This window comes from Pseudomonas sp. PvP025, from assembly GCF_017832155.1.
In the GTDB taxonomy this organism is placed as follows: domain Bacteria; phylum Pseudomonadota; class Gammaproteobacteria; order Pseudomonadales; family Pseudomonadaceae; genus Aquipseudomonas.
Genome location: NZ_JAFIBJ010000001.1, coordinates 1,754,658 through 1,775,660, shown reverse-complemented (window position 1 = coordinate 1,775,660; position 21,003 = coordinate 1,754,658). Strand labels below are relative to the sequence as shown.

At 60.3% G+C, this 21,003-nt stretch carries 13 protein-coding genes and 1 pseudogene; 9 read left to right on the top strand and 5 right to left on the bottom strand.

Annotated features, from left to right (window positions below; all coding sequences use genetic code 11):
* Positions 1 to 223 precede the first annotated feature (223 nt).
* Complete coding sequence (locus JOE32_RS07155) at positions 224 to 1,201, bottom strand: IS5 family transposase (protein WP_209981727.1); 978 nt, start codon at positions 1,199 to 1,201, stop codon at positions 224 to 226.
* Positions 1,202 to 1,794: 593 nt separating this feature from the next.
* Complete coding sequence (locus JOE32_RS07150) at positions 1,795 to 3,957, bottom strand: TonB-dependent siderophore receptor (protein ID WP_209990398.1); 2,163 nt, start codon at positions 3,955 to 3,957, stop codon at positions 1,795 to 1,797.
* A gap of 221 nt (positions 3,958 to 4,178) precedes the next feature.
* Between JOE32_RS07150 and JOE32_RS07145 the strand changes: the two genes are divergently transcribed.
* Complete coding sequence (locus JOE32_RS07145) at positions 4,179 to 8,435, top strand: leucine-rich repeat domain-containing protein (protein WP_209982705.1); 4,257 nt, start codon at positions 4,179 to 4,181, stop codon at positions 8,433 to 8,435.
* Between the two features lie 157 nt (positions 8,436 to 8,592).
* Positions 8,593 to 9,009 (top strand): SRPBCC family protein, encoded by a 417-nt coding sequence (locus JOE32_RS07140; protein ID WP_209982703.1) that lies wholly within the window; start codon positions 8,593 to 8,595, stop codon positions 9,007 to 9,009.
* Between the two features lie 138 nt (positions 9,010 to 9,147).
* Here the strand turns inward: JOE32_RS07140 and JOE32_RS07135 are convergent, their stop codons facing one another.
* Both JOE32_RS07135 and JOE32_RS07130 read right to left on the bottom strand, forming a co-directional pair.
* Positions 9,148 to 10,539 (bottom strand): HAMP domain-containing sensor histidine kinase, encoded by a 1,392-nt coding sequence (locus tag JOE32_RS07135; RefSeq protein ID WP_209982701.1) that lies wholly within the window; start codon positions 10,537 to 10,539, stop codon positions 9,148 to 9,150.
* Positions 10,517 to 11,200, bottom strand: coding sequence for a response regulator transcription factor (locus JOE32_RS07130; RefSeq protein WP_034096990.1), 684 nt, complete (start codon positions 11,198 to 11,200; stop codon positions 10,517 to 10,519). Before JOE32_RS07130 ends, JOE32_RS07135 begins: the two co-directional genes overlap by 23 nt.
* A gap of 334 nt (positions 11,201 to 11,534) precedes the next feature.
* On the opposite strand from JOE32_RS07130, the gene JOE32_RS07125 reads away from it, so the two are divergent.
* Positions 11,535 to 12,440, top strand: coding sequence for a hypothetical protein (locus JOE32_RS07125; protein WP_209982699.1), 906 nt, complete (start codon positions 11,535 to 11,537; stop codon positions 12,438 to 12,440).
* Positions 12,441 to 12,662: 222 nt separating this feature from the next.
* Here JOE32_RS07125 and JOE32_RS07120 read toward each other — a convergent pair whose 3' ends face one another.
* Positions 12,663 to 13,559, bottom strand: a complete 897-nt coding sequence (locus JOE32_RS07120) for a MurR/RpiR family transcriptional regulator (RefSeq protein ID WP_209982697.1) — start codon at positions 13,557 to 13,559, stop codon at positions 12,663 to 12,665.
* Between the two features lie 283 nt (positions 13,560 to 13,842).
* On the opposite strand from JOE32_RS07120, the gene iolC reads away from it, so the two are divergent.
* From iolC to JOE32_RS07090, 6 genes and pseudogenes are all read left to right on the top strand, one after another.
* Positions 13,843 to 15,780: a 5-dehydro-2-deoxygluconokinase gene (gene iolC / locus JOE32_RS07115; protein WP_209982695.1), complete on the top strand. Its 1,938-nt coding sequence runs from the start codon at positions 13,843 to 13,845 to the stop codon at positions 15,778 to 15,780.
* An 84-nt stretch (positions 15,781 to 15,864) separates the two neighbouring features.
* Positions 15,865 to 16,758 (top strand): myo-inosose-2 dehydratase, encoded by an 894-nt coding sequence (gene iolE / locus JOE32_RS07110; RefSeq protein WP_209982692.1) that lies wholly within the window; start codon positions 15,865 to 15,867, stop codon positions 16,756 to 16,758.
* The gene (gene iolB, locus JOE32_RS07105) at positions 16,755 to 17,543 is read left to right on the top strand and encodes a 5-deoxy-glucuronate isomerase (RefSeq protein WP_209982690.1); all 789 of its coding nucleotides are present in this window, start codon (positions 16,755 to 16,757) and stop codon (positions 17,541 to 17,543) included. The genes iolE and iolB overlap by 4 nt, the downstream gene beginning before the upstream one ends.
* A 74-nt stretch (positions 17,544 to 17,617) precedes the next feature.
* Positions 17,618 to 17,926: pseudogene (locus JOE32_RS07100) on the top strand (TIM barrel protein); the annotation flags it as partial.
* Positions 17,927 to 17,966: 40 nt separating this feature from the next.
* A complete protein-coding gene (gene iolD, locus JOE32_RS07095) occupies positions 17,967 to 19,898 on the top strand; it encodes a 3D-(3,5/4)-trihydroxycyclohexane-1,2-dione acylhydrolase (decyclizing) (protein ID WP_209982688.1) in 1,932 nt (643 codons plus the stop codon).
* 19 nt (positions 19,899 to 19,917) lie between these two features.
* Entirely contained in the window at positions 19,918 to 20,928 is a 1,011-nt protein-coding gene (locus JOE32_RS07090) for a Gfo/Idh/MocA family oxidoreductase (protein WP_209982686.1), read from the top strand.
* Positions 20,929 to 21,003: the final 75 nt, after the last annotated feature.

The following is a 21,003-nucleotide window of genomic DNA, read 5'->3' as shown; positions in this document are numbered from 1 at the left end:
TAGTTTCTGTGACTAGCGGCTTGCCTGCGAAGATGATTTTTCGGTGCGCATATTCGTTTCTGCGGTAACGGCGACTTAGGGAAGGTCTGAAGTAGTCAGCGATTTTTGATGCCCTCGTTGGTAGAGATTCAAAAAACGCTGGCTGGTCAGAAATCAGACCTTTCCTGTTCTTAACTCATCGTTTCACCCTTGAGCGACGCCTTTTCAAGGCGCTTTTCCCGCATTACAGGCGCACCTCTCCCGCGACCAGCAGTCGTTTTCGCATCATCCACAGGTTCGACAGGGCAAATAGCGTGGCCTGTTGCGCGGTGTTTTTCATCAGGCCGCGAAAGCGCACTTTCGTATAGCCAAACTGACGCTTGATCACTCGGAATGGATGCTCAACCTTCGCCCGCACTTGTGCTTTCGCATATTCGATTGTGCGCCGCAGGCGCCCGATCAAACTCTTTTTCGCGTGTTTTTTATAGCTGCTGGGCCGGGCGGCAATCGACCAGATCATCTTGCGATTCTGATGCTCAGGACGCTTGTCCACGCCGGTGTAACCGGCATCGCCAGATACGTATGATTCCTCGCCATGCAGCAACTGATCGACCTGCGTCACGTCCGCCACATTGGCCGCCGTGCCCACCAGGCTATGCACCAAACCCGACTCGGCATCGACGCCGATATGCGCTTTCATCCCGAAGAAATACATGTTCCCCTTCTTCGTCTGATGCATTTCGGGGTCGCGTTTGCCGTCTTTATTCTTGGTCGAACTCGGCGCATGAATGATCGTCGCATCGACCACCGTACCGTGGCGCAACATCAGGCCACGGTCGCCCAGATAACCGTTGATGACCTGCAAAATCCCGCCGGCCAATTCATGTTTCTCCAACAAGCGCCGGAAGTTGAGGATCGTGGTTTCATCGGGAATCCGATCCAGATGCAGTCCCGAAAACTGGCGCAGGATAGTGGTCTCGTACAGCGCTTCTTCCATCGCCGGATCGCTGTAGCCGAACCAGTTCTGCATCAGATGAACTCGCAACATCGCCATCAACGGATACGCCGGACGACCACCTTCGCCTTTCGGATAATACGGCTCGATCAAGGCAATCAGACCCTTCCAGGGCACGACCTGATCCATCTCGATCAGGAAACGCTCGCGGCGGGTCTGCTTACGTTTGCCGGCGTACTCGGCATCGGCGAAGGACATCTGTTTCATCGGGGCTCAACCGTCGTATTCGGATCAGACGGCTATTTCACCAAATCTGAAAGTCTTTTTCAGAGTTTCCTTAGGGTTCCGCCCTGACGGCGGGTCACTTTGGAAAGCCCCAAAGTAACCAAAGGGCTCTTGCCCCAACACTCGGCACCTCGCCCAGGCTCGGTGTGCCCGAACGCAGGCTTTGGAGCGTGGGCCGCCGCGATGGGCCATCCTTGGCCCAGCGCGGCTAACCCGGCGTCCTGCCGGGTTACCCACGCTCCAAAACCTGCGTTCGGCCAGCGTGTTTGACGGGGCGCTTCCAGATCAAAAGCAAAAGCGCGGCGGCCTGAGCGCCGACCGGAATGGTTTGCGAACGCTGTACAAAATGTGGGAGGGGGCTTGCTCCCGATGGCGTCGGCCCAGCAAACATTGATGTTGAAGACCCACCGCTTTCGCGGGCAAGTCGAATCGTCGCACCGCCGCTTCCACAAGGGATCTGCGCTTAACTGACTGGCCTTAGGGCAATCCCGCTCGCCACAGTGATGTGGCTGTCTGACATTTCAGGCTTTAAAACCAGGCGTTCTCCCACAGTTGGATCTGCATGCATACCTGAATCAGAAGTTGACCGATGCACTTAAGCGGGCCGTCAACGGTGCGCCCTGGAACAGGTAGTCATCGCCCATGTACTCGCCCGCGTCGCGCCAGTATCGCTTGTCGAACAGGTTGTCGACGCTCAGGCGAAACACCGTTTCATAGCCATCGAGCCGGGTGGTGTAGCGGCTGCCGACATTGACCACCGCATAATCCCCCACCTCTGCATTGCCGGTGCGATTGGCGTACTTTTTGGCGCTGTATTGCACGCCGCCCAGCACCGCCAGACCGTTCACCCACGGCAACGCGTAATCTCCATACACACTGGCGCGCAGCGTGGGCACGTTGATTGCCTGATGATCTTCATAACCCGGCGTGCCGCTGCCGCTCACCCGCGCACGAATCGCCGCCACGCTGGTTGCGATCTGCAGGCGCTCGGTGGCCCAGCCGTTGGCCGAGAGCTCCAGGCCTGTGTTTTTCTGCTCGCCCTGTTGTACGTAAGTGAAGTTGCCGGCGCCGTCGGGCTTGGCATATTGATAGGCCTGGCGCGTCTGGAACACGGCGGCGGCGAAGCTGATGCGGTGCCAGTCGTATTTCACCCCGGCTTCGATCTGCCGTGATGTAGTCGGTGCCAGGGTGGTATCGGGATTGCTCGCAAACCACGGCGCGGTGCCGCCCAGAGACAGGCCCTTGCTATAACTGGTGTACAGCGAAACAGCCTCCACCGGCTTGTAGATCAACGCCGCCTGGGGCAGGAACACAGACTGTTGGGTATGCCGTGCCGGGTTGCCGTCGCTGTCGAAGGCGCGCTCATCCAGGCGTACTTCACGGCCGCCGACGACGGTTTGCCATTGTTCGCTCAGGCGCATGCGGTCGGTGACGAACACGCCGTACTGGCGGCTGTCGAGGGCCCGATGACTGTCGTTGAGCGGCTTGTCGGTGGCGGTGAAGGTCGGCACGTCCTCGTCGACAGTGGCGGTGCCAATCAGCTCGTTGACTGGCATGCGTTTGTCGACCACCCGGCGAAAGGCGCTGCTGCCGAAGGTCAGCTCATGACCGATGCCGGCGGTGTCGAACAGGCCGGTCATGGTTGCTTGCACTTCATCGTCGCGGCGCGTGTCATCCGGGCTGCGGAAGTCGTAGACGTCGTAATTGCCTTCGGGGCTGAAGTAGTTGGGCGTGCTCGAGCCGCTGCAACTGGCCGAACCGTAGCAGCCCCAGGCAAACGCGCTGTAGTCGTCGATCACCACCTGGCTGCGGGCTGCACTGAGGCTGCCTTTCCATTGGTCACTGAAGCGGTACTCGAACTTGCCGTTGAGGTTCAGCGAGTCGATGCCCACCTGCCTGGAACCGCTCTGGTGCCCCAGCAGTTTTTTCGGCGATGCGCCGTGGGGCACTTCAGTGCCGCCCAGCAATTGATAGCCCGGCACCGAGCGCTGTTGCTTGTTCTGGTATTCCGCGTCCAGTTGCAACACGGCGTCTGGGCTGAGGTTCCAGTCAAAGGCCAGGGACACGAAATCGCGCCGGCCATCGGCGTGCTCCACATAGGTATTGAGGTCTTCATGGGCCACGTTGGCACGCAGGCCGAACTGCTGCTCGCTGCCGAACCAGCCGCCCACATCCGTGGCCACATAGCCGCTGCCGCGATCATCGGTGGAGACGGTGACCGAACGCACCTCTTCCGGGCGCTTGGTCACGTAGTTGATGACGCCGGCGGGTTCGGAAATCCCGCTTTGCAGCCCGGCCAGGCCCTTGAGCACTTCCACCTGCTGCTTGTTCTCCAGCGCAACGTTCTGCTCGCCAGTGATGGTGCGCCCGTTGATCTTGTAGCTGCTCGCCGCATTCAGCGAGAAGCCGCGCACCACGAAGTTTTCGTAGTAGCCGATCGGCGCATAGCTGTCGCCCACCGAGGCGTCGTTGCGCAGCACTTCACTGAGCAGGCGGGCCTGCTGGTCCTTGATCAGCGTGGCGTTGATGACCGTGATCGAGGCCGGTGTGTCGAGTAGCGGCGCTTCGTTGAACCCGCCGACCGACGCGCTCTCGGTGCGGTAGCCGGAGGCTTCCTCGCCCTGGACCTGTAGCGCCGGCAGTTCGATTTCAGCCGCCTGGCTGCTGCCCATGCCGCTGCTGAGCAACAGACCGAGGGCAAAAGGTGAAGTGATGACGGGACGAAGACGCATAACCATAACCATGGGGCAGGGCCTTAAAGCGTTGTGCGGGGGGCGCATAAGCTAGGCATAACGGCGGGATATTACAAGATTGAGCGTTGGCTCAGGCCTCGTGGGCACCGCTTGACCTACAGAAGGCGTCAGTAATGGGCTCGACGCGAACCTCCATTCTCTGATCGTTCAATCAAGTCAACGTACCTAGAGTCGACGATTCTTCAATCACAAATGGATTTGACTGCATGACATCCTGCATTTCGACAACCAACCGGCTCGGCTCACTGAATCTTGCCCTGAAAGACAGCCTGATCTTCACACCCGCTGAACACGGTGCCACACAGATACGCCTCAAGTGGGGCGAAGACCTCGACCCTGTCACCACCCAGTTGGTGACGCTGGACTATGACTACCACGGCCACCCGCCCATCAACGGTGTGTATCAGGGGCAGATCCGCGTCCAGCAGTCACTGGTGCAGGGCCTGTTGAGCGACTACCAGGCGGTGGGCGATAACCGTTTTGCAGAAACGGCGTTCGGCCTGTACACGCCACCAGCCGTAGGGCCAGAGATAAAGCTGGTTGCGAATGTCGACGAGTTCGCTTTTCAGGGCAGCGGTAATCATAAGGTTTACGAGGGTATCTACCACCGCACCGACCCGCAGACCTACGGGCCTTCCACGCAACTTGCGATCACTGCGGCCGAGTTTAAAAAATGGGTGTGGAATCTCGATTACAAAGAGTTGTATCAAGAGTACCTGTACAGCAACTTGCCATCGGATGCCACTATCATGGGGAGCGAGCCTTACGCGTTGCGCACCTCAATGAAGACAGCATTCGTCATGGCTGCCTTTTTGCAAAATCTTGAATCGAGCCTGACCCTTGCCGGATTGCAGCTGGCTCTTTCAGTGGCGGGACTTGGAGAAGACGCTGTTGAGTTCTCTGGCATCAGCAGTGTTCAGTTGGAGCAACGCACCTTTCCAATGGCGCATGTAGAAGTTTCCCGCCTGATGATCTATCGCTACACGGCGCGGGATCTTTGGGTAGTGCGTCATCGTCGCAGCGGCGTGGTGCTGCTCTATGTACCAGGCAATTCGTCGCCGCTTCATCAGTTCGCAAACATGAAGGCATTGCGCGCCTGGATCGTAGAGCAAGGCAAACACCGAGAGAAAAGAGTGGCCCTCTGCGAGCATTTCGAAAAAGACGACCGCAGCGACGGCACCTTTCACGCGGGTGTGCTGACAGCATTGCAGGCCATGGCCCAGTATCCGAAGCAGCATCACCTTACTCGCGAATCGGGCTTCTTCAACAATGACGGGTATTGGAACCCGGACGATTACATCCTGCTGGACACCGTTGCGAATTCAGTTGATCCGTTTGCTGAATTGGTCAAGGTATTCAAGCAGACAAGCCTGGCCACTGCCGAGGAAGCCATTCGCGACGATGCCGATGTCAATCGCGACAATCTGGCGGCCGTGATCAATCCGGTGATCGGCTGGATAAACCGATGGGGCGCGCTGGCTATTTTCTTTCCCGGTGGCGAAGGCTTGCTGGGTCTGGCCGGGTTGATCGACGCCGCGCAGGGGGTGTCTGAAGTGGTGGAAGGCGAGAGCCGGGATAAAATCAATGAAGGCGTGACCCGAACGGTCTTTGGCTTGCTCAATGCGCTGCCGCTGTTGATCAAGACCGGCGTAGCGCTGGCCGGCCCGGCGTCAAAGCCAACACCGCGGCCCAGGCCGCCTGTGCTCGATGAGGGGGGCGCAAGCATTCAACCTCCCTCCGAGCCCATCGTTACCCCATCGTCGCCTCACGTCGTTGCTGCTGAAATCTTCATCCCGCCAGGCGCGGAGAATGTGCCCGTCGCACAGTGGACTCGTCCTCAGTTGATGCGCGGTTTCGGGCAGGAGGTGGAAGGGGTTTCGGATGACAGGCTGGAATTGATCCGCCGGGTCAGCGGCGTTTCAGATGAGCAATTGCGCCAGCAACTGATCACGGGCGCCAGGCCCAAAGGGTTGTTTGCCGATACGTTGCTGCGTTTCAAGACCGCTCAGCGAGTGGAAGACTACATTACGCAGCTGGGCAGTGTTCAGTCGCCTCTGGGGGATTTGCACCTGGCCCGCTGGTTGACGTCAGACAGTTCCTGGCCCCGCGGCGTCGGCTTGCGGCTGGTCGATGGTAACAAGGTCATCTGGGAAACCGCCGCAATCACGGCTGAAGAAGATGTGTTGGTTATTCATCCCAAAGGCGGCTCGTTATTCAAAGACCTGGCAAGACGTCTGGGCCCGGAAGAAACACGTCAGTTATTGGGCGATCTACTTGAGCCAGGGGAGCCATATCCTCCCACTTACGTCAGAGCCCGATTGATACACCTTAAGGCCAGGGGGATCGCGCATGATCAGCGGTTGTCGATGTTTGAAGAGCATTACAACGTCCTCACCAAACCGCAGAGTGACCTGCAAAAGGCCCTCGCGCATGAATACCCGTCACTGCCTTTGTCAGTGCGCGATCAGATGTTGCTCGACGAACACATCAGCCCTGACAGCACGTTGACCCTGGCAGAGACCAAGGCGTTGTTTCAGCGTCTGGAACCTCAAGTCTCGGCTTACGAACACGAGTTGCGCCTGGTTCGTGCCTATGAGGGGGCTTATCTCGATAGCATCCGTAACGTGGACAGCGACACGCTGCTGCTGCACAGCGCTCGGCGCATGCCCGGTTGGAACGTACCGATAACGGTGCGCGAAGGGTCGGCCTCCGGTGTGGTAGTGGACAGGATCGGAGCGCCCTCCCTGCCAAAACAACGCATCATCATCAGGGCAACAAACCGCTACCGATGCCCGGACTCAACGCCGACGCCTGGCTATATCACGGACGACTTTGGCGATGCGCTTGTAGCCAGCCTGACGGATGCGGAGTTTCTCAAGCTGGGCGTGCAGCGCTCACTCGACAACTTCAAGTTCAAGCTACGGCTCAACCTTTTAAACCGGCGCGAATTTGAAACGGTGCTGCGTCGACAGCAATTGCGAACGCCGTTTTTCGAGCCGGAAGAAGGTAGCTTACTGGGGGGGGCTGGAGGGCGAGCGGCAGCCCTGCGGACCGATAGAATGCTGGTGGATACCTACATTCCCGGCTTCACGGATCTGCAAGTCAGCGAATTCATGGAATGTTTCGATTGGGTCGATGATGCGCAAGCCGAGCTACAGCGAATTGTGGATACCCAGGAAAACCTGAGCTACATCTCCGAGTACCAGTGGAGCATTCTGGAGGATGAATATTTCCAAAAGGAAAACGAGGCTTACCAGGATGGCCTCTCGATTGATTCTGATGACGAGTTGCCAGACGCGCCGATCGATGAGGAAGACAAGCTCGAGTGGATAATTGATCAGAGTAAACTTGATCCTGAAACGCCACCCGAATGGTTTGAGGAGCTGCGTCGGTTGTACACATGGCGTGGCGCGCAATCGCAAAAGGTCTATCGCAACGGTCGGATGATCGGCTTCAAGCTTGACGCGGATTTCACCGTGTCGGGCAATCGCCCGCTAGTGGACCTTTTCACCTATATGCGCAGCGAGAATCTGCAGTTCAATTCCGTGGTTGCCATCAGTGAACCGGAGGGAATGATTCCTGAGTATTTGGAGATCTATTCCCGCTGCTTCCCGCGTCTTGAAATTCTCGAGATTCAAAACGTGATCCGCTCCGGCTTGCCCGCGGAACTTGTAAAGTTTCCCCGTCTGAGGCAACTGAAACTGACCAGTAACGGGCTGAGCATGCCGCCGGAGGAGAGTGCGTTTTTCAGTCAGATGACGGCGCTGGAGTCACTTGATTTGAGCGGTAATAATCTTGGGACGCCTCCATCGATCGCCACTTTGACCAAACTGCGCCGCCTCACTCTGAATCGCACGGGGTTGACGACTGTTCCCGAAGAGTTGTTTGAACATCAGTCTTTGGAATTTCTGGGGCTGGAGGATAACAATTTCACCTCTATTCCCAGGACAGTTGACTTGAGGCAGGGGCTGGACCTGAATGGAAATCCCTTCAACGATTTGAACACGTTCCAACGTTTACTCTCGTTTGAGCGTGAAACAGGTGTCGAATTATGGGTCAACAATAACGCCCCGCTTTTGAACCAACCCGTTGACTGGCTCAGGGGCTTGCCCGAGTCGGAAGCGGCCGCCAGAACGACGCTATGGCGAAGAGTGGCGGCTCAGGAACTCGTGGCGGACCCGGGAGCTACAAGCATCTTGTCGCGATTCGCCAAGCTCTCCGGCACGGCGGAATATCAGGCAGGTTATGAAGGCCTGCGCAAACGGCTGTGGTTATTCATCAAGCGGATCGTGGATGCGGACGAGATGCTTCGTGTGTACCTGCGATCGATCGCCAACCGTTTGGCGCAGGTCATCAGTCCCGCGCAACTGTTGAGAAGGCTTGAGGAGGCCGTGATTGAGTTCGACTCCGTTCTGCGGGGAGAACTTAGGTATCCAGCGCCTAAATACCCGAGGTTGGAATAACCGATAGTTGGCCGATGCGGTTGAACGATAAGCCGGGCAGTGTTTCAAACACTCACTGAGCACCCCTTGGAATCATGTCGTCTGCTACCTCTGGTGCAGCGGCGTGGTTCGACAGGACAAGGATCTGAATGCTGATTTATTTTCTGGAGTATTTACCGTGGCAACAGCATCTTGCGTGATTGAAATCCCCGCTTCGGCCGATCAGGTCTGGCAATTGATGGGCGGTTTCAACAGCCTGCCGGACTGGCTGGCGTTCATCGCCAGCAGCGAGCCGGGTGAGGGCGGACGCGTGCGTCGCCTGCAAACCACCGATGGCGCCGTGATCGTGGAGCGCCTGCAAACCTTTGACAACGTGGCGCGCACCTACAGCTACACCATCGAGCAATCGCCGTTTCCGGTGAGTGCTTACCTGGCGACGGTGCAGGTTGAGGCGCTGAGCGAAACGTCGGCAAAGGTGACCTGGTCCGGCGTGTTCACACCGGCAGCGGGCACCACCGAGGCGGCTGCCGAGGCGTTGTTCACTGGTGTTTACAGCGATGGGCTTGCTGCGCTTCGCGCCAACTACCCGGCCTGATCAGATCCGACAGACAGTACACATTCAACTGTGGGAGGGGGCTTGCTCCCGATAGCGGTGTATCAGCTACAGCCATGCTGACTGAACCACCGCCATCGGGAGCAAGCCCCCTCCCACAGTTTTTTTGCAGTGTCCGGGTTATTTGGGCATCAGTTGTTGCCGGCACTCCAGTGCCAGCCTGGCGCCGCCGCGTGCGCTGCTGCCCACGTCCAGCTTGAAGCCATGCAGGTTGATGATCGCCGCCACAATCGACAAGCCCAACCCGAACCCGCCTTGCTGATCGCCTTCGTCCACCCGGTAAAAGCGCTGGAACACCGCATCGCGCTCGGCCAGCGGAATGCCAGGCCCGGAGTCATGCACTTCAATGCGGGTGCTGCCGGCGTTATTGACCGCGCGCAAAATCACTTCGCCGCCCGGCGGGGTGAACTTGATCGAGTTGCTCAGCAAGTTGGACAGGGCTTCGAACAGCAGTGCGCGGTCACCGCTGATTGGCGGCAAAGACGCCGGCACGTCCAATACCAGTTGCAATTCGCCTTCTTCGGCCAGGGGCAGGTAGAAGTCATGCAGCTCGCGTAGCAGCGGCAGCGGGTCCATCACCAGAAAGCCCGAGCGGCGCTGGTGATCTTCCAGCTCCGAGATGCGCAACAGCCCACGAAAGCGCGCCATCAGCGTGTCGGTTTCGGCAATTGCATCGTCGAGTTTCACCGCGTGCACCGAGTCTTCCTCGGCTTGCTGCTTGATGCGGTACAACTGCGCGCGCAGGCGCGTCAGCGGGGTGCGCAGGTCGTGGGCGATGTTGTCGCACACGCCCTTGACCTCATTCATCAGTTTCTCGATGCGGTCGAGCATGGCGTTGACGATGGCCGCGAGCATGTCCAGCTCATCACGCCGGTCGGACAGCGGCAGGCGATGGGTGAGGTCGCCGGCGACGATGGCCTCGGCGCTCGCCTGAATCCCGCGAATGCGCCGCAGCGGGCGGCGGCGCAGCAGATGCCAGCCGGCGATCCCGGGGATGATGGTCAGCGACAGCGCCCACAACAGGGCGTGCCAGATGATCCGCGTGACGCCGAACAGCGAACCGTTGGCGCGCACCAGCACCAGCCAGCGGCCGTCGTCGGTGTGGGTGGCGACGGCATCGCAGCTGTCCTTGGGCAACTTGGGATCGTCGGATTCGACGCAATTGACCAGCGTGTGGATCTTGCCGTCCAGGGGCAGGTCCGGTGGCACCGCGCGGATCGGCCCGCTCAACGGGCGGAAGGCCTCGTCGAACAGGCCATAGGCGTCTACGCCCTTCATGTCGAAGGTCATGCTGGTGGTCAGCGCTTCCACCAGTTCTTCACCGTCGAAGCGCTGGAACAGGTGCTGGCGCTGCAGCAGCGAATGGCGCGACAGGTCGCTCAGGTAACCCGAGACCTCGTAATACAGCACCCCCATGAGGATGCAGCTCCAGGCCACGAATAGCGAACTGTACAGCGCCAGCAGGCGGCTGCTGGAGGAGCGCCAGCCCTTAGAGGGGTTCAGCAATGACATAACCCGAGCCCCGTACCGTGCGGATCAGCGGCGTGAGGCCCGGGGGATCGATCTTCTTGCGCAGGCGCCCGATGTGCACGTCGATCAGGTTGGTGCCGGGGTCGAAGTGATAGCCCCAGACTTCCTCGAAGATCATCATTCGCGAGAGGATCTGCCCGGTGTTGCGCATCAGGAATTCGAGCAATTTGTATTCGGTGGGCAGCAGGGTCAGCGGCTGATCGGCGCGACTGGCTTCGCGGCTGATCAGGTTCAGTTCCAGGTCCGCCACGCGCAATGCGGTTTCGAACTCCTTGACCGTGCTTTTGCGGCGCAGCAGCACTTCGACGCGCGCGGCCATTTCATCGGAGGCGAAGGGTTTGGTCAGGTAATCGTCACCGCCGGCGCGCAGGCCGCGCACACGCTCGTCGACGTCGGAGAGGGCGCTGATCATCAGGATCGGCGTGGAGACGCCGATGGTGCGCAAGGTGGTGACGATGGCCAGGCCATCCAGTTCCGGCAGCATTCGGTCGAGGGTGATCAGATCGTAATCACCACTCACGGCGCGGACCAGGCCTTCGCGGCCATTGTCCACCCAGTCCACCTCCAGTCCATGGCTACTCAGCTCGGCGACGATCTCGCGGGCCGTTACGGCGTCATCCTCGATGGTCAAAATACGGGTCATAGGAGTACCTGGTGAGCGATTCACACTAGAAGTACGCATATTTTGCCAATAAGTAACTGAACGTTTCCTAAATAAAACGTCATCTCCATAAAACTGACAGGAAAATCATCTGGGGGAACAAGCCCCCTCTCACAGGCCGTTGTGTGTGGCTGGGGGGATTGCATTACGCCCGCTCGAAACCCGGGTTTATTGCAACTTGCATGGATTGTGTAAGTTCAATTTAGTTAAGCTGTTGAAATATATAGATTTTATTTTTAGAGGGGGCTGGCACGCGGCCTGCACTGTCCCTTTTGAGACTTGTAACACTTTTTTTCCTGCCGGGAGCACAACAACAATGATCACATCATCCACCACGCTTCAAGAGTCGAGCGCGCGCTCCGGGGTTTCCTGGGGGGCGATTTTTGCTGGCGCCGCTGCGGCGGCTGCACTGTCCCTGATCCTCGTACTGCTGGGCTTCGGCCTGGGTTTCTCGGCGGTATCGCCGTGGGCCGACAGCGGCATGAGTGCCAAGGGCCTTGGCATTTCCACCATTATCTGGCTGGCTTTCACCCAGATCGTCGCATCGGGCCTGGGCGGTTACATCGCCGGTCGCTTGCGCGTGAAGTGGGCCAACATGCATGGCGATGAAGTGTACTTTCGCGACACCGCCCACGGCTTCCTGGCCTGGGCCGTGGCCACCCTGATCACGGCCGTATTGGTCGTCGGCTCGGTGAGCAGCGTCGTCGGCGGTGGCGTCAAAGCCGGTGCCAGCGTGGCGTCGGGTGCGGCAAGCGGCATGACCCAGGCCGCCGGCAGCATGGCCAAGGGCGCCCACAGCGGCGACTTCGGCTACTACGTCGACAGCCTGTTCCGTGATGATCGCCCTGCAGCGGTCAGCGATGACGCAGCGCATGCCGTGGTCGGTCGCATCTTCGCCCGCACCCTGAGCAACGACGGCCAGTTGGCACCGGAAGACCGTACCTACCTGGCTCAACTGATCAGCCAGCGCACCAACCTCAGCCAGGCCGATGCCGAAGCGCGTATCGACAAGGTGTATGGCGACGCCCGCAAAGCCATCGAAGACGCCAAGCTCAAAGCCAAGCAAGCTGCCGACACGGCCGCGAAAGTGGCCGCGTACGCCTCGCTGTGGACTTTCGTGTCGCTGTTGATCGGTGCGTTCTTCGCCAGCTTCGCTGCCACCTTCGGCGGTCGCCGTCGCGATGCGGTGGTGTACGTCGAAACCGAAAACTACGTTCGTTAAATAAGGAAGAACATCATGCGCTCATTACTTCTTTGGTTCCTTGGCGTGCCAATCCCGTTGATCATTCTGATCGCGATCTTCATGCACTGATCCGAGCCAGGCTCCATCCCGATGTGGGAGGGGGCTTGCTCCCGATAGCGGTATGTCAGCTGGCCTGTTCAGCACTGACACACGCTATCGGGAGCAAGCCCCCTCCCACATTTTGTTTTGCAGGGTGTCAGGTCAGTCGTCGAAACCCACTTGCTCGTGAATCTCGTCCACTTTCAATTCGAGGCGGTAAGCCACGGCGATGAACAAGGCCTGGCACAGGCACAATGTTGCGCTCAATGAGCGGAACGCAAAGGATGATCCCTCGTTGACCAGCAGCACCGCATTGGCGCGCTTGGCCAGGGGCGAGAGGTTGCTGTCGGTAATGATCAGCGTCCTGGCCTGATGGTGCTGGGCGATGCGCAGGCAGTGCTGGGTCTCTTTGCCGTAGGGTGTAAAGCTGATGGCGATCACCAGGTCATTGGCGCGCACGCTGCGCATCTGCTCGCGGTAGCTGCCGCCCAGGCCCGAGACCAGGTGGATGCGCTTGTTGGTGTGCTGCAGGTTGTAGACCAGGTAGTCGGCTACCGCAAACGAACGGCGCACGCCCACCACATAGATGTTGTCGGCGTTGACCACCAGGTCCACGGCCTTGTCGAACGCCACGTCATCCAGCTCCAGCCCCAGCCGCTCGATGCCCGATAACGTGGCATTCACGCACTCACGCGCCAGGTCGCCGCCGCTGGCCTTCTGCGATTTGTTGGCGATCATGCTGCGAATGCGCTGCTGGTAGTTCTGCACGGGCGTGGTCTTGTGCGTATACGCCTCGCGAAACAGCGTCTGCATCTCACTGAACCCGCTGAAGCCGAAGCGCTGCGAAAAACGCACGATGGCCGAAGGGTGCACTTCACATTCGCGGGCAATGTCGCTGATGCGGTCGACCATGATCCGGTCGCTCTGCTGGCTCATGTAGCTGGCGATGCGCTTGAGCTGGCGAGGCAGGCTCTCGAATTCATCGGTGATCAGCTGCAACAAACGTTCGGCATTGAGCGGGGGGCTGGCGAGAGCGTCTTGTGAAGGGGTCTCGGACATGGGCAATCCTTCTGGCGTGTCGGTCTGGTGCGCTGGGCGGTGGCGCCAGTCTACAGGGTAGGCGCAAAAAAATACCTCGGCATCACGGCCGGCGGGGCTGCTGAAACGATGCACTGCGGCTGGCGTGATGCTATGCTGGCGTATTGGAAAAAATATTCCAATAAAAATAATTATGGAATAAATATTGATCGGTGTCGCCGGACGTTCTAGTCTGCTCCCACCAAGAGCGTTTGCCGTCGCCACGGCGGCACAACGCAGGCTGATAAAAATAACAGGAGCCAGCATGGGCCAGACTCGTTTTGCCAGTGGGCGTCAATTGGATCTGATTTGCCTCGGGCGCCTGGGCGTCGACCTCTATGCGCAGCAAGTGGGGGCGCGGCTTGAGGACGTCACCAGTTTCGCCAAATACCTCGGCGGGTCATCCGCCAATATCGCGTTCGGCACTGCACGCCTGGGGCTCAAGTCGGCGATGCTCAGCCGCGTCGGTGACGACCATATGGGCCGTTTCCTGGTGGAGTCCCTGAGCCGCGAAGGCTGCGATGTGAGCGGTATCAAGGTCGACCCGGAACGCCTCACCGCGCTGGTGCTGCTCGGGCTCAAGGACCGCGAAACCTTCCCCCTGGTGTTCTATCGCGAAAACTGCGCCGACATGGCCCTGCGCGCCGAGGACATCGACGAGGCCTTTATCGCTTCCAGCAAGGCGCTGCTGATCACCGGCACGCATTTCTCCACCGACAGCGTGTACAAGGCCAGCATCCAGGCGCTGGATTACGCGGCCCGGCACAACGTCAGGTGCGTGCTGGACATCGACTACCGTCCGGTGCTGTGGGGTCTGGCGGGCAAGGCCGACGGCGAGACGCGCTTTGTGGCCGACCAAAATGTCAGCCAGCACGTGCAGACCATCCTCCCGCGTTTCGACCTGATCGTCGGCACCGAAGAAGAATTCCTCATCGCCGGCGGCAGTGAAGACCTGCTTACCGCGCTGCGCACGGTGCGCGAGCTGACCCCGGCGACGCTGGTGGTCAAACTGGGCCCGCAAGGCTGCACGGTGATCCACGGCGCGATCCCGGCCCGCCTGGAAGACGGCGCGATTTACCCCGGTGTGCGCGTGGAAGTGCTCAATGTGCTGGGGGCCGGCGATGCGTTCATGTCGGGCTTTTTAAGTGGCTGGATCAATGACGCCAGTGACGAGCGTTGCAGCCAGCTGGCCAACGCCTGTGGTGGCCTGGTGGTGTCGCGTCACGCCTGTGCCCCGGCGATGCCAACGCGCGCCGAACTGGATTACCTGTTCAGCAGCCCGGTGCCCATCACCCGGCCGGATCAGGACGAAACCCTGCAACGCCTGCACCGGGTCACGGTGCCGCGCAAAACCTGGAAGCAGCTGTTTGTGTTTGCCTTTGACCATCGCTGGCAACTGGTGGAGCTTGCGCAAAAAGGTGGCCAGGACCTGACCCGCATCAGCGACATCAAGCGGCTGTTTATCCAGGCCATCGAACGCGTGGAGCACAAGCTGCGCGAGCAGGGCGTCGAGGCCGATGTGGGCCTGCTGGCCGACCAGCGTTTCGGCCAGGACGCGCTCAACGCTGCCAGCGGTCGCGGCTGGTGGATTGCGCGCCCGGTGGAAGTGCAGAACTCACGGCCGCTGGCGTTTGAACACGGTCGCTCGATTGGCAGCAACCTGATCGCCTGGCCCCACGAACAGATCATCAAGTGCCTGGTGCAGTTTCACCCGGATGACGAGCCTCTGCTGCGCCTGGAACAGGAAGCGCAACTCAGGGCGGTGTACGACGCATCGCTGGTCAGCGGCCATGAACTGCTGCTGGAAGTCATCCCGCCCAAGGATCACCCGTCGCCGCACCCGGATGTGCTCTACCGCAGCCTCAAACGGTTGTACAACCTGGGCATCTACCCGGCGTGGTGGAAGATCGAGGCGCAGTCGGCCGAGGCGTGGACAAAGCTCGATGAGCTGATCCTTGAGCGCGACCCGTATTGCCGTGGCGTGGTATTGCTGGGCCTGAATGCGTCCGCTGAATGCCTGGCGGAGGGCTTTCAACAAGCCAGCCACAGCACCACCTGCCGGGGTTTTGCGGTGGGCCGCACGATCTTCCAGGAGCCAAGCCGCGCGTGGATGGCGGGGGAGATCGATGACGACATGCTGGTTGAGCAAGTGCAGAAGACCTTTGAACAGCTCATCAACGCCTGGCGCAGCGCTCGACATTAAACGCGATCCACTGTGGGAGGAGGCGAGCCCCCTCCCACATAAAGCAGATCTCAGTGATACCTGAAAACAATAAAAGGTGCAGCCATGCCCGCAATCCGAATTGGCATCAACCCGATCTCCTGGAGCAACGACGACCTGCCGGCCCTGGGCGGTGAAACGCCGCTGAGCACCGCGCTGAGCGAAGGCCAGGCCATCGGCTACGAAGGGTTTGAACTCAACGGCAAGTTCCCCAAAGACGCCCAGGGCGTCGCCGATGTGCTGCGCCCCTATGAGCTGGCGCTGGTCTCCGGCTGGTACTCCAGCCGTCTGGCGCGCCGCTCGGTGGCCGAAGAAATCGAGGCGATTGGCGGCCACGTTCAATTGCTCAAACACAACGGTGCCAAGGTACTGGTGTATGGCGAAGTTGCCGATTCCATCCAGGGTTCGCGCATTCGCCTGATCGAACGCCCGCGTTTTCACAGCGAACAGGCCTGGCAGGATTACGCAGACAAGCTCACGGAGCTGGCGCGCTTTACCCTGTCCCAGGGCGTGCGCCTGGCCTACCACCACCATATGGGCGCCTACGTCGAGTCCCCGCAGGACATCGACCAGTTGATGCAGCGTACCGGTCCCGAAGTCGGCCTGCTGTTCGATTCGGGCCATTGCTACATGGGCGGCGGCGAACCGCTTGAAGTGCTGCGCAAACACATCGACCGCGTTTGCCACGTGCATTTCAAGGACGTGCGCAAGCCGGTGGTGCAACTGGCACGCAACCAGATGTGGAGCTTCCCCGACTGCATCGTCAACGGCACCTTCACCGTGCCTGGCGATGGCGACATCAACTTTGCCGAACTGCTCGATGTATTGCTGGCGGCCCGATACGAGGGCTGGCTGGTGATGGAAGCCGAGCAGGACCCTGCCGTGGCGCCCAGCTATGTCTATGCGAAAAAAGGCTATGACACCTTGCGCGCGCTGCTCGATGAGAGGACCCAACCATGAGCCTGTTGGTTAAAAGCAGCAAACGCGGACACACCATGGTCGCCCTGGAAGAAGGGCGCCTGGCGTACGTGGGCTTCAGTGCATACCGCCTGAGCCTGGGCGAAACCCTGCCGGTCAGCGCCGGCGACAAAGAGCTGTGCCTGGTGCTGCTCAGTGGCCGGGTGACTATTCAAGGCGAAGGTTTCGACTGGCAGAACCTCGGTGATCGCCACTCGGTGTTCGAGGACAAATCGCCGTTTGCCGCCTACCTGCCGCCGGGCACCGATGCCCAGGTGACCGCCTTGAGCGATGTACAAATCGCCGTGTGCGCCGCCCCCGGCGCCGCAGGTTTCGAGCCGCGCCTGATCCGCCCCGAAGACTGCAAACGCAGCGTGCGCGGTAAGGGCGCCAACACCCGTTATGTGTGCGATATCCTGCCCGACAGCGAGCCGGCCCACTCGCTGCTGGTGGTGGAGGTGCGCACGCCGTCCGGGCACTCGTCGAGCTACCCGCCGCACAAGCACGACACCGATGACCTGCCGCACCAGAGCTTTCTGGAAGAGACCTACTACCACCAGATCAACCCGCCCCAGGGCTACGTGTTCCAGCGTGTCTACACCGACGATCGCAGCATCGATCAGGCCATGGCCGTGGAAAACAGCGACCTGGTGGTGGTGCCCAAGGGGTATCACCCGGTCAGCGTGCCGTACGGCTACGAGTCCTATTACCTGAACGTGATGGCCGGGCCCAAGCGCGCCTGGCATTTCCACAATGACCCGCAGCACAGCTGGCTGCTGGACCTTTAAGCTGTTTTGGACGGGGAACAACAACAATGAAATCGCCGTTACGTTTCGCCCTCAACCGCATGGTTGCGCCGCACCTGGTGCATGACACCTTCCACCATCACCTGGCCGGCGAGCAGGCGTTCTTCGCGCCACTCACCGGGCTGGTGCATATCTGCGGCGTGGAAGATGCCGATGCGCCGCTCAATTCGATCCGCGACGGTCACCGCGTACGGGTGGGCGAGGGCGATATCCTCGGCAATGCGGCGCAGATCGACAGCTTGCTCGGCAGCGGCTACAGGGTCTATCTGTCGTTCGAACCGTTTGCCGAAAGCGTGCATTGGATGGCGGATATTCAGCAGGCGTTGGGAGCCAGCATGACCCTGTTGCAAAAGTCCCGGGCATAACCGAGCCCCAATGGATCTGAATTGACACAAGGTGCGAGTGATGACCACAACCCGATTGACCATGGCCCAGGCCCTGGTGAAGTTTCTGGATAACCAGTACATCGAAGTCGATGGCGTACAGAGCAAATTCGTCGCCGGGGTATTCACTATTTTCGGCCACGGCAATGTGCTGGGCCTGGGCCAGGCGCTCGAGCAGGACAGCGGCGACCTGGTGGTGCATCAAGGCCGCAACGAGCAGGGCATGGCCCACGCCGCCATCGGGTTTGCCAAGCAGCACCTGCGCGGCAAAATCTATGCGTGCACCGCGTCCGTCGGCCCGGGTGCGGCGAATATGCTCACCGCTGCGGCGACCGCCACCGCCAACCGTATTCCGTTGCTGCTGTTACCCGGCGATGTCTACGCCAGCCGTCAGCCCGACCCGGTGTTGCAGCAGATCGAGCAGTTCCACGACCTGAGCATCAGCACCAACGATGCGTTCCGCTCGGTGAGCAAATACTGGGACCGCATCAACCGTCCCGAGCAGTTGATGAGCGCCGCGATCCACGCCATGCGCGTGCTGACCGACCCCGCTGAAACCGGCGCCGTGACTCTGGCATTGCCGCAGGACGTGCAGGCTGAAGCCTGGGATTATCCGGATTATTTCCTGCAAAAGCGCGTGCACCGCATCGAGCGTCGTGCGCCCACTGCCGCGATGATCGGCGATGCATTGGCCGTGTTCCGGGGCAAGCGCAAGCCGCTGATCATCTGTGGCGGCGGGGTGAAGTACGCCGGCGCGAATGCCGCGCTGCAAGCCTTTGCCGAGCGTTTTGACATTCCCTTCGCCGAGACCCAGGCGGGCAAGAGCGCCGTGCTGTCCAGCCATGCGCTCAATGTGGGCGGCATCGGCGAAACCGGCTGCCTGGCGGCCAACCTGCTGGCGCCGGAGGCGGACCTGATCATCGGCGTCGGCACCCGTTATAGCGACTTCACCACGTCGTCCAAGTCTCTGTTCAAACACCCCGAGGTGAGGTTTCTGAACCTCAATATCAGCCCGTGCGACGCGTTGAAGCTGGACGGTGTGCAGGTGCTGGCGGACGCCAGGGTGGCCCTCGAAGCACTGGCCGATGCGCTCGGCGACTACCGCGCGGGCTGGGGCGAACAGGTGAGCGACGCGAAGGCGCAACTGGAGGCCGAGCTGGATCGCGTGCACAACGTGCAGTACCACGGCGATGATTTCGTGCCCGAGGTCGACGACCCGCTGGACCGTGCGGTACTGCGCGAATTCATCGAGCTCACCGGCTCCTGCCTCACCCAGAGCCGCGTTCTTGGCGTGCTTAATGAAAGCCTGGCCGACGACGCCATTATCGTCGCCGCCGCCGGCAGCCTGCCGGGTGATTTGCAGCGGGCCTGGCGCAGCAAGGGCGTCAACACCTACCACGTCGAATACGGTTATTCGTGCATGGGCTACGAGATCAATGCGGCCCTCGGCGTGAAGCTCGCCGAACCGCAGAAGGAGGTGTATGCGCTGGTTGGCGACGGCTCCTACATGATGCTGCATTCGGAACTGGCCACCTCGATCCAGGAGCGGCGCAAGATTAACGTGGTGCTGCTGGACAACATGGCCTTCGGTTGCATCAACAATCTGCAGATCGGCAACGGCATGGACAGCTTCGGCACCGAATTCCGCTACCGCAACCCCGAGACCGGCAAGCTCGACGGCGGCCTGGTGCCGGTTGATTTCGCCATGAGCGCGGCGGCCTATGGCTGCAAAACCTACAAGGTCAGCAACGTGGAACAGCTGCAAGCGGCCCTGGCTGATGCGCGCACGCAAAGCGTCTCGACCTTGATCGATATCAAGGTGCTGCCCAAGACCATGGTCCACGGCTACCTGTCGTGGTGGCGGGTGGGGGTGGCGCAGGTGTCCACCAGCGAGCGCACCCGTGCAGCCGCCGCAAAACTCAATGAACAGTTGGCCAAGGCCAGGCAGTACTAACAACAAGAGGAGTGTTTGCATGTCTTTGAAGCTTGGAGTGATCGGCACGGGCGCCATTGGCCGAGACCATATTCGTCGGTGCAGCCAGACGTTGCTCAACAGCCAGGTCGTGGCGGTGACGGACATCAACCTTGAACAGGCCGCCCGGGTGGTTGCCGAGTTGCAGCTGGATGCCGAGGTGTACCCGGACGGCCATGCGCTGATCCATTCGCCGCAGGTCGAGGCGGTTTTGGTGACGTCCTGGGGGCCGAGCCACCAGGCGTTTGTGCTCGCCGCCATCGCTGCCGGCAAGCCGGTGTTCTGCGAAAAACCCCTGGCCGTGACGGCCGAAGGTTGCCGGGCGATCGTCGATGCCGAAGTGGCCCACGGCAAGCGTCTGGTGCAAGTGGGCTTCATGCGCCCCTACGACCCTGGTTATCGAGCCCTCAAGGCGGTGATCGACAGCGGCCAGATTGGCGAGCCCTTGATGCTGCACTGCGCGCATCGCAACCCCAGGGTGGGCGACAACTACAAGACTGACATGGCAATTACCGACACGTTGATCCACGAGCTGGATGTGCTGCGCTGGCTGCTCGACGACGACTACGTCTCGGTGCAAGTGGTGTTCCCGCGCAAGAGCAGCAAGGCCCTGGCCCATCTGCGCGATCCACAGATCGTGCTGCTGGAGACCGCCAAAGGCACGCGCATTGACGTGGAGGTGTTTGTGAACTGCCAGTACGGCTACGACATCCAGTGCGAAGTGGTGGGGGAGACCGGTATCGCCAAATTGCCGGAACCGTCCCAGGTGCAATTGCGCAGTGAGGCGAAGCTGTCCAACGCCATTTTGATGGACTGGAAAGACCGTTTTGTCGGCGCCTATGACGTCGAATTGCAGGCGTTTATCGACAGCGTGCGCGCCGGCCAGGTCGGCGGGCCGTCGGCGTGGGACGGCTTTGCAGCGGCCGTGGCGGCGGACGCGTGCATCGAGGCGCAAAACAGCGAGCAGATTGTGAAAGTCAGCCTGCCGCAGCGTCCGGGTTTTTATAACTGAACCTCTGCAGATGCGCGATCAAACAGGTGGGAGGAAGTTCGCTTGCTCCCCCCTGGATTGGCCTTGCCTCTCAAT